Origin of the sequence: Amycolatopsis sp. QT-25, from assembly GCF_029369745.1 — a bacterium.
Lineage (GTDB): Bacteria > Actinomycetota > Actinomycetes > Mycobacteriales > Pseudonocardiaceae > Amycolatopsis.
This window is the reverse complement of the sequence record NZ_CP120210.1, coordinates 1,233,533-1,248,006: the sequence shown is the minus strand read 5'-3', so window position 1 is coordinate 1,248,006 and position 14,474 is coordinate 1,233,533. Positions and strand designations below refer to the sequence as shown.

Genomic DNA, 14,474 nt, shown 5'->3' with positions numbered 1-14,474 from the left:
CCCCAGCGCTCACCGGCGACAGCAAAGGTCCCTTGCTCACTCCCCCGCGCGCAGCAGCTGCTCGAACGGCACGAACCCGTCGTCCGGCACCGCGGCCGTCCCCGCCGCGGCCGTCCCCGCCGAGGACAACCGCGAGGCGAACTCCCGCCCCGCCCGCGAAGCCCGCGTGTCGAGATTCCCTGGAGACGCCCAGTCCGACGAAGCCGCGTACACCGCCGTCGCGACAGGCTCGGCGCGGAGGTAGGCGAAGAGCGGACGCAGTGCGAAGTCGAGCACGAGCGAGTGCCGTTCGGTTCCCCCGGTGGCGCCGATCAGCACCGGTTTGCCGTCGAGTGCTTTCTGGTCCAGCACGTCGAAGAACGATTTGAACAGCCCGCTGTACGACGCGGTGAACACCGGCGTCACGGCGATCAGGCCGTCCGCGGCGGTCACCGTGTCGATGGCCGCGCGCAGGGCCGGGGAGGGGAATCCGGTCAGCATGTTCTTCGTGACGTCGATGGCCAGGTCGCGCAGTTCGATCACTTCGATCTCCACGTCCGGCAGCGCGGAGGAGACCGCCGCGGCGAGCTTGTCGGCGAGCAGCCGCGTCGAGGACGGCCGGCTCAAGCCCGCGGTCACGACAGCGATCGTCGTCATGCCAAGACCCCCGAACGAGAAGCGTGCGTGGGAGCCTCGGGCACGTGCGCCGGGCGAAGCGAGTCGAGTTCCTTGCGCAACACCGGGATCACGTGCTCGCCGAGTAGATCGAGCTGCTCCAGCACGGTCTTCAGCGGCAGTCCGGCGTGGTCCATCAGGAACAGTTGACGCTGGTAGTCGCCGAAGTGCTCGCGGAAGGTCAGCGTCTTGTCGATCACCTCTTGCGGGCTGCCGACGGTCAGCGGTGTCTGCTCGGTGAACTCCTCCAGCGACGGCCCGTGCCCGTACACCGGCGCGTTGTCGAAGTACGGCCGGAACTCCCGCACCGCGTCCTGCGACCTCGGCCGCAGGAACACCTGGCCGCCGAGACCGACGATGGCCTGGTCCGCCTTGCCGTGCCCGTAGTGCTCGTACCGCTCGCGGTACAGGCCGATCAACGACTGGAAGTGCTCCTTGGGCCAGAAGATGTGGTTCGCGAAGAACCCGTCACCGTAATAGGCGGCCTGTTCCGCGATCTCCGGGCTGCGGATCGAGCCGTGCCACACGAACGGCGGCACACCGTCGAGCGGCCGCGGGGTGGAGGTGAACTCCTGCAGCGGCGTCCGGAACTTGCCGGACCAGCTGACCACGTCCTCGCGCCACAACCGGTGCAGCAGGTGGTAGTTCTCGATGGCCAGCGGAATGCCCTGGCGGATGTCCTGCCCGAACCACGGATACACCGGGCCGGTGTTGCCGCGGCCCATCATCAGGTCCACGCGGCCGTCGGCGAGGTGCTGGAGCATCGCGAAGTCCTCGGCGATCTTCACCGGGTCGTTCGTGGTGATCAGCGTGGTCGAAGTGGAAAGGATGATCTTCGACGTCCGCGCGGCGATGTAGCCGAGCATCGTCGTCGGCGAAGACGGCACGAAGGGCAGGTTGTGGTGTTCGCCGGTCGCGAAGACGTCGAGGCCGACTTCTTCGGCCTTGAGCGCGATGCGCACCATCGCCTTGATCCGCTCGTACTCGCTGGGCGCCTCCCCGGTGGTCGGGTCGGTCGTCACATCGCCCACCGTGAAGATTCCGAACTGCATGACCTGCTCCCTGGGCCGGGGTTTACGTTGCTTGAGCGTTCAACCTTACGCGCGCAAGAAGTATTCCAGACCATCGACGCGAGCCGAACGAGTGACTTGATCGTCCGCGATAGTGGCCGCACTCACACTCGAACCCATGTGGATCACCTCTCTGCTTGTGACAACGTTGACATCGGTTCTCACGCCGGCCACGCCCCCTCCCGAACCCACCGTCGCGGCGACGATCTGCGCCAAGTACTGCGACAGTCGCGACCCAGCGTTGGCCGTCGGTGAAAGAAGACCCGGCACGGCGACGGTGTGGGGCCGGGCCATCACGCTGCATCTCTCCGACGGCGACGACATGGGCTGGGGCGGTATCACCGGCGGTGACCCCGGCGACGAGGTCTGGCTCGACCGTTCCTTCGACGGCGGCCGCACCTGGGCGGGCGACAGCCGGATCGGTGACACGAAGATCCCTGCCGGCCAACGCGGCTGGCGAACGCTGATGTTCAACGTCGACGACCCAGCCACCCATCGTTTCGGCGCCTTGCGTGCCTGCGGAAAAGCAGGCAACCGGCCGGAAATCGCCTGCACGTCGTGGTTTCGCACCACGGTCGCCGCGAACGACCGCGCCGAGGCCGCGGCGACGGCGCTCATGCAGTTCTACGACAACGGCACGGGGCTCTGGCAGACCACGGGCTGGTGGAATTCGGCGAACGCGCTCACCGCGATCCTCGACTACAGCGGCCGAACCGGTTCGCCGAACTACCGCTACGCCATCGGCAACACCTTCGACCGCAACCGCGGCGGCAACTTCACGAACGAGTACATCGACGACACCGGCTGGTGGGCGCTCGCCTGGATCCGCGCCTACGACCTCACCAAGGACCGCCGCTACCTCGACACCGCGGTCGTCGCGGCGAACTACATGTACTCCTACCGCGACGGGACCTGCGGCGGTGGCCTCTGGTGGTCGACGGCGAAGACGTACAAGAACGCCGTCACCAACGAGCTGTACGTGAAAGTGGCCGCGTCACTGCACAACCGGCTTCCCGGAGACACCGTCCAGCTCGGGCGGGCACGCGAGGTCTGGGACTGGTTCCGCGCGAGCGGCATGATCAACGGCGGCGCCCTGGTCAACGACGGGCTGAACTCCTCCTGCGCCAACAACGGCCAGGCCGTCTGGAGTTACAACCAGGGAATCGTCCTCGGCGCGCTGGTCGAACTGAACCGCGCGACCGGCGACGCCGCCCTGCTCACCACGGCCCGGCGGCTCGCGGACGCCTCCACCACGACGGCACTGCTGCACACGAACGGGATCCTGCGCGACCCGTGCGAGTCCGGCGACTGCGGTGCCGACGGGCCGTCGTTCAAGGGCGCGTACGTCAGGGGGCTCGGTGAGCTGGACCGGGCGCTGACGGACAGGCCGTACCGCGCTTACCTGACCCGTCAAGCGAACGCGACGACCGCGAACAACCGCACGTCGCTCGATCAGCACGGGCTGCACTGGTCGGGGCCGGTCGACAGGATCGACGCCGCCCGTCAGCACAGTGCGCTGGAGGTCCTCACGGCAGCCCTCTGAGCACCGGTTCCGGGACGTGCAGCCAGGCGCGGACCTCGGTCTCCTTCTCGTGCACGAGCACCTGCCGGTAACTCATCGTGTCGAGACCGGGGCCGCCCTGGTCCTGGACGTCCTCGTGGAACCGGTCCGAGACGAGCACCACCACGGGTGACTCGTCCGGCGCCGCGGCGAGCGCGTCGCGCAGCACCCGCGAATCGAGGAGCCGGGCGAGCAGCACCTTCGGCCGTCCCGTCACGCCGTACTCGTCGAGCGCGATCTCGCCGGCGTGGATGGCCACCCGCACCCGGATCCGCAGGCCGGCCTCGGTGACCACGTTGTATTTGGCCAGTTCCGCGGTCAGCCGGGAAACCAGCGGGTACACCAGGCGGAACTTCGGGAAATGCGGCGGGACCACGACGATCATGCCGTCGCCGGTGTCGCGCTTCAGGCAGGCGTCCCAGGCGATGCCGCTGGCTTCGAAGGCTTCGGCCAGCAGGCCGAAGAGCATCTTCCGGACTCGCACGAAGATCTCGCTGCTGCGCCCGACCTGGCCGAAGCCGGCGATGTCGATGGAGAACAACCCGCAGTGCATGCCGGACTCGACCCACGCCGTCTGCGGCGGGTAGAGGATCTTCGTCCGCAGCAGGGCGAGGTGGACACAGGCCACGGTGACGAAGAGGATCGTGCCGAAGAGCCAGGCGAACGACAGCATCGCCGCCGACTCGCCCTCCGCCGCCGCCCGTTCGAGCAGGAACGTCATCCCGACGGCGACACCGCCGTAGCCCAGCACGAACAACCAGAGCACCCCGCGCCGCAACCGGATCGCGGCGTGCGCGACCGGGATCACCGCGAGCATGCCGAACGACCCGACGACCACCACGAAATACCAGAGACTCACGACGCGTTGTGCGGTCGAGACGCGTGTGGGACCGACTCCGACGGTCACCTTCTTCCCCCCGTCACCCTGTGACACCGGGAACGATAACGCCTCATCCGTACCGTGAGGAAGTTGCTTTCCCCACCCGTGACCCGGCCACCGGGACGGCGTGATCCGCCACACCGGAGGCTCGGGAGGCCGAAGCTGTCGGAGGGGGCGGATATCCTCCAGTACGGTGTCGCGTTGAACACCACCTCCACGAGCTAGTTCGCGAGCCATGACTCCAGGAGAAGTACCCAGTGACTGCTGAGACCCTGTACGGGGCCGACGACCTGACGCATCTCGAGGGTCTGGAAGCGGTCCGCAAGCGCCCCGGGATGTACATCGGCTCCACCGACAGCCGGGGCATCAACCACCTGTTCTCCGAGGTCGTGGACAACTCGACCGACGAGGGGGTGGCGGGTCACGCCACGAAGATCGTGGTCACCCTGCACGCCGACGGCAGCGTCCAGGTCGACGACGACGGCCGCGGCATCCCCACCGGCATCCACGCCAAATCCGGATTGTCCGGGGTCGAGCTGGTGCTGACGAGGCTGCACGCCGGCGGCAAGTTCGGCGGTTCGGGTTACAAGACCTCCGGCGGTCTGCACGGCGTCGGCGCTTCGGCGGTGAACGCGCTGTCGCACCGCTTCGACGTCACGGTGAAACAGAACGGCAAGGTCCACCAGATGTCGTTCGCGCACGGCGTCCCCGGCGTCTTCGACGGGCCCGGTCCGAAGGCCAAGTTCACCCGCAAGTCCGGGCTGAACGCCACCGGGAAGATGAAGCGCGGCGAGCGCTCGGGCACGTCGATCCGGTACTGGTACGACTCGCGTTACTTCGAGAGCGGCGCCGCGCTCGACGTCGAGGGCGTCCGCGCGAAGATGCGCAACACCGCGTTCCTGGTCCCCGGCGTCACGTATGTGCTGCGCACCGCCGTCGACGATTCGATCAGTGAAGAGACCTTCCACTTCCCCCACGGCCTCGCCGACATGGTCGACTTCCTCGCCCCGGACAGCGAGAAACCCGTCTGCGACACGCTGATCATCAACGGCGAGGGCACGTACAAGGAGAACGCGGCCGACGCCAGCGGTGTCATGCAGTCCAATGTGGTACGTCACGCGGAGATCGAGGTCGCGCTGCGCTGGGGCACCGGCTACGAGCGCACGGTGGAATGCTTCACCAACACCATCCGCAACGTGCACGGCGGCACGCACCGCCGCGGTTTCGACCGCGCGGTGCTGAAAGCCTTGCAGGACGCCATTTCCAAAACCCGCGGGCTGCTCAAGCCCAAGGAGGACATGCCGACCGTCGAGGACGTCCTCGAAGGGATGACGGCGGTCGTCCACGTCCGGCTGCCGGAGCCGCAGTTCACCTCGCAGACCAAGGACGAGCTGTCCACCGCCGGGATCACCCGCGTCATCCAGGGCGTCGTCGACAAGCACATCCGGGCCTGGACCGAGGAGCGCAAGACCAAGTCCGAGGCGAAGGTCGTGCTGCAGAAGGTGGTCGACGCGGCACGCGTCCGCCTCACCCAGAAGCAGCAGAAGGACGCCGCCCGGCGCAAGACGGCGCTCGAAGGCGCGGCCATGCCGCCGAAACTGGTCGACTGCCGCACCACCGGTGTCGCCCGCAGTGAACTGTTCCTCGTCGAGGGGGACAGCGCGCTCGGTTCGGCGCGGATGGCGCGGGTGGCGGAGTACCAGGCACTGCTTCCCTTGCGCGGCAAGATCCTGAACGTCCAGAAGGCGTCGCTCGGTGACACCTTGAAGAACGCCGAGATCGCCTCGATCGTGCAGGTGCTCGGCGCGGGCAGCGGCCGCACGTTCGAGCTGTCGACCATGCGTTACGGCCGGGTGATCCTGATGGCCGACGCGGACGTCGACGGTTCGCACATCCGCACGCTGCTGATCACGCTGTTCGCCAAGTACATGCGGCCGGTCATCGAGGACGGCAGGCTCTACGCCGCGATGCCGCCGCTGCACAAGCTGGTCACCAAGGGCCGTAACCCGGAGACCCATTTCACCTTCACCCAGAAGGAGATGGAGACCAAGTTCGCGGAACTGGAGCGGGCGGGCAAGCAGATCGTCACGCCGGTGCCGCGGTTCAAGGGTCTCGGCGAGATGGACGCCGACGAACTGTGGGACACCACGATGAATCCCGCCACCCGCTCGGTCCGCCGCATCACCCTCGACGACGTCGAAGCCGCGGAGAACGCGCTCGAACTGTTGATGGGCGAGAAGGTCGAACCACGCCGCAACTGGCTGGTCGAATCCTCCGACCGGGTCGACCGCGAAGCCATCGACGCCTGATTTCGCTGCTATTCAAGGAGCTTTGAGCAATGGCACGCCGTAAGGGCACCACCACCAAGGTCGACCCCTCCGCGTTCGACAAGCCCGGCGCGAACGTCTTCGACAACTCACTGAAGACCGAGATCGAGGACTCGTACCTGGAGTACGCCTACTCGGTCATCCACTCGCGGGCGCTCCCGGACGCGCGGGACGGGCTGAAGCCGGTGCACCGCCGGATCATGTACTCGATGAACGAGAACGGCTACCGGCCGACGCACGCATACGTGAAGTCGGCCCGCGTGGTCGGCGATGTGATGGGCAAGTACCACCCGCACAACGACGCCGCCATCTACGACGCGATGGTCCGGCTCGCGCAGGACTTCTCGCTCAACGTCCCCATGGTCGACGGGCACGGGAACTTCGGCAGCCCGGACGACGGGCCTGCCGCTTCACGGTACACCGAGGCCCGGCTTTCGCGTGAAGCGATGCTGCTCGTGGGCGAACTCGGCGAGGACACCGTCGACTTCCGGCCCAACTACGACGGCTCACTCGAGGAGCCGACGGTGCTGCCCGCCGCGTTCCCCAATCTGCTGGTGAACGGGACCTCCGGGATCGCGGTCGGGATGGCGACCAACATGATCCCGCACAACCTGACCGAGGTGATCGGCGCCGCGCGGTGGCTGATCCACCATCCCAACGCCACCCTCGACAAGCTGATGGAGTTCGTCCCCGGCCCCGACCTGCCGACGGGTGGTTCGCTGCTGGGCTTGGACGAGGTCCGCCGCGCCTACGAAACCGGCCGCGGCGTGGTCCGGATGCGGGCGACCGCCACGACCGGTCCGCTGGAAGGCAGCCGCGGCCGTCAGGCGATCACCGTCACCGAACTGCCGTACGGCGTGGGCCCGGAGAAGGTGATCGAGAAGATCACCGACGAGGTCAACAAGTCCAAGCGGCTCACCGGGATCGCCGACGTCAAGGACCTCACGGACCGGGAGAGCGGGACGCGGCTGGTCATCGAGTGCAAGGTTGGCGTGAACCCGCAGGCGCTGCTGGCGGACCTGTACCGGCTGACGCCGCTCGAACAGTCCTTCGGCATCAACAACCTGGTGCTCGTGGACGGTCAGCCGCGGACGCTGGGGCTCAAGCCGCTGCTCGAGGTGTTCCTGCGGCACCGGTACGAAGTGGTGACCCGGCGGACCAGGTACCGCCGCCGCAAGCGCGAGGAACGGCTGCACCTGGTCGACGCGCTGCTGATCGCCCTGCTCAACATCGACAAGGTGATCAAGCTGATCCGTGAGAGCGAGAACGCCGCGGCCGCGAAGGACGGCCTGATGAAGCGGTTCAAGCTGTCGGAGATCCAGGCGACCTACATCCTGGACACCCCGCTGCGGCGGCTCACGAAGTACGACCGGATCGAACTCGAGGCCGAGCAGGACAAGCTGCGCGAGGAGATCGCCGAGCTGTCGAAAATCCTCGACGACGAGTCGGTGCTGAAGAAGCTCGTGTCGAGCGAGCTGGCCCAGATCGTCAAGGACTCCCCGGCCGAACGCCGCACCTCGCTGATCGACGGCGACCTGAAAGAGGTCCTCGCCGCGTCGAAACCGTCCGGCCCGCTCGAAGTGGCCGACGACCCGTGTCAGGTCATCCTGTCCGCGACCGGTCTCGTCGCCCGCACCGCGGCGGAATCGGAGGAGGCGTCCGAGGTCAGGCGCCGCAACGGCCGCGTCAAACACGACTCGGTGTCGGGCGTCGTGCATTCCACCGCGCGGGGCCAGGTGCTGCTGGTGACCGACCGCGGCCGGGCGTTCAAGATCGACGTCCTGCCGCTGCCGGTGCTGCCGGAGCAGGCCGGGACGGTGTCGATCCGCGGGGGGATGGCCGCCAGGGAACTGGTGCCGCTGGCGAAGGACGAGCGTGTCGTCGGGCTGGCCCCGCTCGGGGAACAGGCCGCCGGTTCGCCGGGACTGGCGCTCGGGACGAAACTCGGTGTGGTGAAGGTGTGCACGCCGGAGTGGCCGGTCCGCTCGGACGAGTTCGACGTGATCAGCCTCAAAGAAGGCGACAAGGTCGTCGGCGCGACCTGGCTCACCGACGGCGACGAGACCTTGGCGTTCGTCTCGTCCGAAGCGTCCCTGTTGCGCTATGCGGCTTCGCTGGTGCGGCCACAGGGCCTCAAGGGCGGCGGGATGGCCGGGATCAACCTCAGTGGTGAAGCCGAGGCGGTGTTCTTCGGGGCGATCCGCACCGATGACGCCGAACACGGCGAGCCACTGGTCGTCACCGCGACGGGCGCGAATGTGAAGGTGACCCCGTTCAGCGAATACCCGGCGAAGGGCCGGGCGACGGGCGGGGTCCGGGCGCATCGGTTCCTCAAGGGCGAAAACAGGCTGACCGTCGCGTGGATCGGGCCACGTCCCGCGGGCGCGAGCCGCGGCGGCGACCCGATCGAACTGCCCGAGATCGACGCCCGGCGCGACGGCTCCGGCCACGCGCATCCGGGCCCCGAGGTCGTCGGCCACCTGATCGAACGCGGGTGATCCCGGTCGCGGCAGGCGTTCGTGTCATCCGGACGAACGCCTGCCGTAACCGGCGAGGTCGATTTCCCGCAGACGGCAGAACTCCGCCAGCTCCCCGGTGCACAGGACGTCGGTGTGCGTCAGTGCCGCCACGGTCGGCGCGCCGAGGACGACCATCAGCCGCCGGATCTGCGTGATCCAGTCCCGGATCGCCGTCGTCAGCACTTCACTCCCGGAGCTGTCCAAAAGGGAAAGAAAAGTCCCGGACACGCCGACAGCGCCCGCGCCCAACGCCAGGGCGCGCACCACGTCCAGCGGGTGCCGCACCCCGCCGGACGCCAGCAGGACCACATCGCGGCGCCGGGCGACGTCGGCCGCTTCGATCAGGCAGGCCGGCGCCGACTGTCCCCAGTCGTCCAAATAGGGCAACGCGGCCTGGCCCCGTCGCGAGTTCTCGATGGCCGCGAAGTTCGTTCCCCCGCGCCCGGACACGTCGGCCGTGCGCACCCCGAGATCGGCGAGCAGGCCGATGGTTCTGGCGCTGAGCCCGAATCCGACCTCCTTGACGACGACGGGGACGTCGAGTGCGGCGATCATGCGCTCGACGTTGCGCGGCCAGGCGGAGAAATCCCGGTCGCCCTCCCGCATCACGATCTCCTGGACGGAGTTGAGATGGATCTGCAGCGCGTCGGCGTCGATCAGATCCACGGCGCGACGGGCCGCCTCGGGCGAGGTGTTGGCGTTGACGTTCGCGATGACGACACCGTCGGGGTTCTCGGCTCGTATCACCCGGTACGTGTCCGCGACGGCCGGATCGGCGAGGTACGCGCTCATCGAACCGCACGCGATCGGCAGGCCGGTCTCCCTGGCGGCGCGGGCGAGCCCCTGGTTGATGATCCGCGTGCGGTCGCTGCCACCGGTCATCGCGTTGACGAAGAGCGGGACCGGCCAGGTCATCCCGGCCACTTCGGTTTCGAGCGACACCGCGGCCTCGCCGATTCCCGCCAGCGCGTGGTGCAGGAAACGCACGTCGTCGTAAGGACTTTCGCGAACGTGCCCCGTGTGCTGTGCCACGGCGAGCCGCACGTGGTCGTCCTTGCGGTCGGCGTAGGTCACCGGAGATCACCCTTCCGTCTGTCGTCGGACGTGTGCACCCGCAGGTCGAGCGGGACGACACCGGCGGCCCGCCAGCTCCGCCGAAGGGTCTCCACGTCCTCGGGGGCGGGCAGGAGGGCTATCCCGCAGTCGCCGCCGCCCGCGCCGGAACTCTTCGCCACCCCACCGAGTGCTTCCGCGCGGACGCGGAGGTCCGCCAGTTCGGGGGTTTCGATCACGACTCCCGCGAGCTCGCCCAATGCCCGCACCAACAGCCCCACCTCGGCGACGGCATGCGCCGTTCCCTGATCGTCGCCCTCGTCCAGGGCCGCGACGAGCCGCGCGACGCAGGCGTCGCTCTCCTCACGGAACCGGCGGAAGCCCGCCTCGGAGATCCCCGCACGTACCGCGGCGACGAGAGAACGGGATTTCGCGGGCCGTCCCGTCCACCCGATCACCAGCTCCAGCGCGCGCGGCGCGGCGAGGTTCTCGACGGCCAGCAGCGGCCACGGCCTGGACAGCAGGTCTCCGAGCGACGTCCTCGGATCGGACCACCATTCGGCGACGCGCGCGCGATCCGGCGACCGGTAGGCCACCCAGCCGGTCAGTGCCGAGGCCGCCACGTCACCGCCGGAGCAGTGGGGATCGTCCGAGAACACCGACAACAGAGCCAGTTTGACCACTTCCCCGGCCTTCAGGTCGAAGCCGTACAACGCGCCGAGAGCCCGCACCACCCCCACCGTGACCGCGCCCGAGGAGCCGAGACCGTACTTGCGGCCGTCGGCCTCGTCGAGGGCGGAGCGGATGTCGAGTTCGAAACCGATTCGCCGTCGTCCCGCGTCCATGGCGAGCCGCTCGACCACGGCTACCGCGGCGACCACCGGACGAGGTGCCCCGGTGAAGTCGACGATTCGTCCTCCGGTGTGCTCGCTCGTGACCGTTCGCCGTGAATCGTGCGGTGTCGCGCGCACGGTCAGGAAGCGGTCGACCGCGACCAGCACCGCCGCACCGCCCGGTTCGAGGACCGCGTACTCACCGGCGACGAACAGTTTCCCCGGCACGTCGACGCGGATCACGAGACCGGTCTGGTGTGCGCGGGCACGCCGGTCCTCATCGCGCCGGGGCCGGGAGCGGCCACGTGGACCGCCATCACGTCGGCGAGACCGTGGAGGGCTTCGGCGACGGTGGCGCCATCGCCCCGTGCGCAGAGCACCTTGACGTTCGGCCCCGCGTCCATCGTCGCGTAAGCGGCGACCCCGTCGGCGCGTAACCGGGTGACGCGGTCGAGCACCCGCATCGAACCGGGCGCGAAGTACCGCACCGGCGGGCGCGCGCCGAGCATCGTCGCGTGCATTCCGAGCGCGTTCCGCTCGGCGATTTCCCCGACCGCGGCGAGATCTCCGCCGTCGATGGCGGCGAGCATGTCGTGGAAGTCGCGTTCGGACGACTCGGCCCAGGGGCGGTAGAACGGCGAGGTCTCGACCGTCCGGCGCATGGCCTCCCTGCTCGACACGGCCTTCTCACGGGTGTCGACCACCGCGACGACGAGTGCCGGATCCAGAGCGGGAGCGGAGACCGGTTCGGCATGGCTGCTGAGGTCACCTGCCGTCCCCAGCCCTTCACCACGCCGCCAAACGGCGAACCCGCCGAAGATCGAGCGCGCGGCGCTGCCGGAACCGCGTCGCGCCAGCCGCGACAGTCCCCGCCGGTCGAGCTTCAGTCCGTAGGCGGACGCCGACGCGACGGCCAGTGCCGCGAAACCGGCCGCCGACGACGCGAGGCCCGCCCCCATCGGTCCCGAGTTGACGGTCTCCACCAGTGCCCGCCGCCGATCGCCCGCCCGTTCCCGCACGAGGTCGAGGAACGCGGTGACCTTCCCGGCGACGGCGTCCGGCGCGGGCTCCCCGCCGAGGGTCACCACGTCGAAGGCGAGATCGCCAGGCACCGTCACGGTCGTCGTGGTCGGAAAGATGTCCAAGGTCAGCGACAAGCTGCTCGTCACCGGCAGGTGCTGCGCTTCGTCGCGTTTGCCCCAGTACTTGACCAGCGCGATGTTCGGATGGGCCGTCGCCGTCACCGTCATGCGCGCACCGGACTCAGGCCGACTTCGACACAGCTTCGCGCGCCGGCCCGGACCAACCGTTCCCGCAGGACGGAAGCCGCCACCGGGTCGCCCGCCAGCGCGACCACGCATCCGCCGAGTCCGCCGCCGGAGAGCTTCGCGCCCAGCGCGCCACTGTCGAGCGCCGCCGCCACCAGCGTGTCGATCTCCGGGCAACTGACCCCCAGCCCGGCGAGGATGCCCTGGGTCTCCGTCATTTTTCCACCCATCTCCGTGAATCCGCCGCCGGCCAGGTCGGCCGCGGCGGACTCGGTCAGCACCCGCGCACGGTCGAGCAGGGTGTCGCCCGCCCTTCCGAGCGCGGCAAGCCGCTTACGCACCGTCTCGACCGCGTCACGGGTGCTCCCCGCGACACCGGTGTCAGCCACCACGAGGACCGCGGGTTCGGCGTCCCCGCCCACGGACAACGGCCGCACCTCGCCGTCCTGGAACCACAGTGGGCCACCCGAGCCCACCACGGTCCGCGCGTCGACCCCACTCGCCCTGCCGTGGGCGAACATCTCGGACTCCTGGATCACTTCGAACATCGTGTCGGCGGACAACCTCGTCCCGAACAAGGCGGCGACCGACTCGGCGATGGCGGCGGCCGACGCCGCGCTCGAACCGAACCCGCGGCCGGGCGGGATACCCGAGTCCACCTTGACGCGTATTCCGTCTTCGGCCACACCGAGGCGTCCGCACACCGCGGTCACCGCCAGCCGGGCCGGCGTCGCCACGCTCCGGTCACCGTCACCGTCGCCGAAAAGTTCCGACTCGATCCGAAGCGGCCCGTCCCGGTGGCCGGCCGAAGCCGAAACCGTGAGTGCCGGAATCGGCAGGGAGATGGCGGGCCTGCCGTACAGCACGACGTGCTCACCGAACAGGATCAGTTTCGCGCACGCCGAACCGGTGCCCGGCTTTCCGTTCGTCGTCATCGGTGCGGACGCGACTCACACCGCCTCCTTCTCGGGTGTCGCTCGTTCGAGCCGGAGATGTGCCCGCATCAACTCTCCGGGATTGGTCTGCGCGGCCATCAGGGAGAGCTCGCCGCACAGTACCGTCGCCGCGATGATCGCGGCCAGGCGACGTGCGTTCGCACCGGGCTCGCGGCTTTCCCGGCACCCCATGCGCGTGAGGTTCGCGTCGACGAAGTCCAGCCCCTTGCCGTTGCCCACCGTGCCCACGATCAGATTCGGCAAGGTGGTCGAGAAATAGAGGGCGCCGTCGCGATCCTCGGCGTGCGTGATCCCTTGCGAACCCTCGACGATGTTCGCCGCGTCCTGTCCGGTCGCCAGGTACACCGCCAGCAGCATGTTCGCGAAATGCGCGTTGGCGGACCGGATCCCCCCGGCGAGGGTGGTGCCGATCAGGTTCTTGCGGACGTTGAGGTCGGCCACCTTCCTCGCGGTGGTGCGCAGACGCTCCTCGACGACCTCACGCGGGATCAGCAATTCGGCGACGACGTTCTTGCCGCGGCCGAGGATGCCGTTGACCGCGGTCGCCTTCTTGTCGGTGCAGTAGTTCCCCGACACTGAGCTGTACCGCAGTCCCGGCACGGAGGCGACGATGTAGGTCAGCAGCACGTCCGCGGCGAGGGTCGCCATGTTGTGCCCGGAGGCGTCCCCGGTGGTGAATTCGAGCCGCAGGAACAACAGGTTCCCCGCGATCTGGTGGTTCATCGTCACCAGTTCCGCGAACCGGCTGCGCTCGCTCACCAGACGGCGTAGCTCCGGGAGATCGTCGTTGAGCTGACGCACCGCCGCCACCGCGGTCTCCGCGTCGTCGGCTTCCAGCAGCACCGATCGGGTCATGCGCTCATCCACGAGGGTGGCCAGGATCCCGCGCTCGGACAGCCGGGACATCTTCGCGCCCCTGCCGACCGAAGGCCACAAAGGCGACTCGTAGGTCGCCAACGGCACCTCGACCTCGCCGTCGACCACCTTTCCGCCGATCTTGATCGGTCCCACCCAGCGCATCGGCACCCTTGCCGTCGCCTCTTCAACGTCCATCATGATCTCCTTGTCCCACAGTTGTGCCCGGCTAATCGGCCGCCGTGAGGCCGGCCTTCCGCCGTCGCCAGGACAACGCCCCGGACGGGCAGTTCTCCACCGCGTCCCGCGCGTCCGGATCCGCGTGAGGATCGCCGTCCGTCGCGGGTGGCAACAGCACGACGTAGCCGTTCTCGTCCTGCTCGAAGTGGTCGGCGGACGCGATCAGGCACAGCCCGGACCCGATGCATTTCGCCCTGTCCAGATCTATTTCGAACTCACTCACTTTTCCCGCCTCGTCGATTCGCTCCGGGATACCGC

At 68.7% G+C, this 14,474-nt stretch carries 12 protein-coding genes; 3 read left to right on the top strand and 9 right to left on the bottom strand.

Features of this window, described 5'->3' with window-relative positions:
* Positions 1–36: 36 nt before the first annotated feature.
* Entirely contained in the window at positions 37–636 is a 600-nt protein-coding gene (locus P3102_RS06130) for an FMN reductase (RefSeq protein WP_276367256.1), read from the bottom strand.
* A complete protein-coding gene (locus P3102_RS06125; protein ID WP_276367254.1) occupies positions 633–1,706 on the bottom strand; it encodes an LLM class flavin-dependent oxidoreductase in 1,074 nt (357 codons plus the stop codon). Before P3102_RS06125 ends, P3102_RS06130 begins: the two co-directional genes overlap by 4 nt.
* Before the next feature lie 136 nt (positions 1,707–1,842).
* On the opposite strand from P3102_RS06125, the gene P3102_RS06120 reads away from it, so the two are divergent.
* Positions 1,843–3,267 carry a glycoside hydrolase family 76 protein gene (locus tag P3102_RS06120; protein ID WP_276367253.1) on the top strand — a complete coding sequence of 475 codons (1,425 nt, stop codon included), beginning with the start codon at positions 1,843–1,845 and terminating at the stop codon, positions 3,265–3,267.
* On the opposite strand, the gene P3102_RS06115 is transcribed toward P3102_RS06120, so the two are convergent.
* Complete coding sequence (locus P3102_RS06115) at positions 3,251–4,192, bottom strand: hypothetical protein (protein WP_276367251.1); 942 nt, start codon at positions 4,190–4,192, stop codon at positions 3,251–3,253. The genes P3102_RS06120 and P3102_RS06115 overlap by 17 nt on opposite strands.
* Positions 4,193–4,422: 230 nt before the next feature.
* Here P3102_RS06115 and P3102_RS06110 point away from each other — a divergent pair, with 230 nt between their 5' ends.
* Both P3102_RS06110 and P3102_RS06105 read left to right on the top strand, forming a co-directional pair.
* Positions 4,423–6,474, top strand: coding sequence for a DNA topoisomerase IV subunit B (locus tag P3102_RS06110; protein WP_276367249.1), 2,052 nt, complete (start codon positions 4,423–4,425; stop codon positions 6,472–6,474).
* Between the two features lie 29 nt (positions 6,475–6,503).
* Entirely contained in the window at positions 6,504–8,990 is a 2,487-nt protein-coding gene (locus P3102_RS06105) for a DNA topoisomerase (ATP-hydrolyzing) (RefSeq protein ID WP_276367248.1), read from the top strand.
* A gap of 24 nt (positions 8,991–9,014) precedes the next feature.
* Here the strand turns inward: P3102_RS06105 and fni are convergent, their stop codons facing one another.
* Genes fni through P3102_RS06075 form a run of 6 tightly spaced genes read right to left on the bottom strand, consistent with a single transcriptional unit; the run spans position 9,015 to position 14,439 of the window.
* On the bottom strand, positions 9,015–10,085 hold the full coding sequence (gene fni / locus P3102_RS06100; RefSeq protein WP_276367247.1) for a type 2 isopentenyl-diphosphate Delta-isomerase: 1,071 nt from the start codon (positions 10,083–10,085) through the stop codon (positions 9,015–9,017).
* Positions 10,082–11,140: a phosphomevalonate kinase gene (locus P3102_RS06095; RefSeq protein ID WP_276367245.1), complete on the bottom strand. Its 1,059-nt coding sequence runs from the start codon at positions 11,138–11,140 to the stop codon at positions 10,082–10,084. Before P3102_RS06095 ends, fni begins: the two co-directional genes overlap by 4 nt.
* Entirely contained in the window at positions 11,137–12,147 is a 1,011-nt protein-coding gene (mvaD, locus tag P3102_RS06090; RefSeq protein WP_276367243.1) for a diphosphomevalonate decarboxylase, read from the bottom strand. The genes P3102_RS06095 and mvaD overlap by 4 nt, the downstream gene beginning before the upstream one ends.
* Positions 12,144–13,100 carry a mevalonate kinase gene (gene mvk / locus P3102_RS06085; RefSeq protein WP_276367241.1) on the bottom strand — a complete coding sequence of 319 codons (957 nt, stop codon included), beginning with the start codon at positions 13,098–13,100 and terminating at the stop codon, positions 12,144–12,146. Before mvk ends, mvaD begins: the two co-directional genes overlap by 4 nt.
* A gap of 15 nt (positions 13,101–13,115) precedes the next feature.
* Entirely contained in the window at positions 13,116–14,174 is a 1,059-nt protein-coding gene (locus tag P3102_RS06080; RefSeq protein ID WP_276367239.1) for a hypothetical protein, read from the bottom strand.
* Between the two features lie 31 nt (positions 14,175–14,205).
* Positions 14,206–14,439, bottom strand: a complete 234-nt coding sequence (locus tag P3102_RS06075; protein WP_276367237.1) for a ferredoxin — start codon at positions 14,437–14,439, stop codon at positions 14,206–14,208.
* Between the last annotated feature and the right edge of the window lie 35 nt (positions 14,440–14,474).

Bases quoted from the DNA above. Each gene is read 5' to 3' on its own strand.
- P3102_RS06130 (WP_276367256.1), bottom strand. From the start codon at position 636: ATGACGACGATCGCTGTCGTGACCGCGGGCTTGAGCCGGCCGTCCTCG.
- P3102_RS06125 (WP_276367254.1), bottom strand. From the start codon at position 1,706: ATGCAGTTCGGAATCTTCACGGTGGGCGATGTGACGACCGACCCGACC.
- P3102_RS06120 (WP_276367253.1), top strand. From the start codon at position 1,843: ATGTGGATCACCTCTCTGCTTGTGACAACGTTGACATCGGTTCTCACG.
- P3102_RS06105 (WP_276367248.1), top strand. From the start codon at position 6,504: ATGGCACGCCGTAAGGGCACCACCACCAAGGTCGACCCCTCCGCGTTC.
- mvaD (WP_276367243.1), bottom strand. From the start codon at position 12,147: ATGACGGTGACGGCGACGGCCCATCCGAACATCGCGCTGGTCAAGTAC.
- mvk (WP_276367241.1), bottom strand. From the start codon at position 13,100: ATGACGACGAACGGAAAGCCGGGCACCGGTTCGGCGTGCGCGAAACTG.
- P3102_RS06080 (WP_276367239.1), bottom strand. From the start codon at position 14,174: ATGGACGTTGAAGAGGCGACGGCAAGGGTGCCGATGCGCTGGGTGGGA.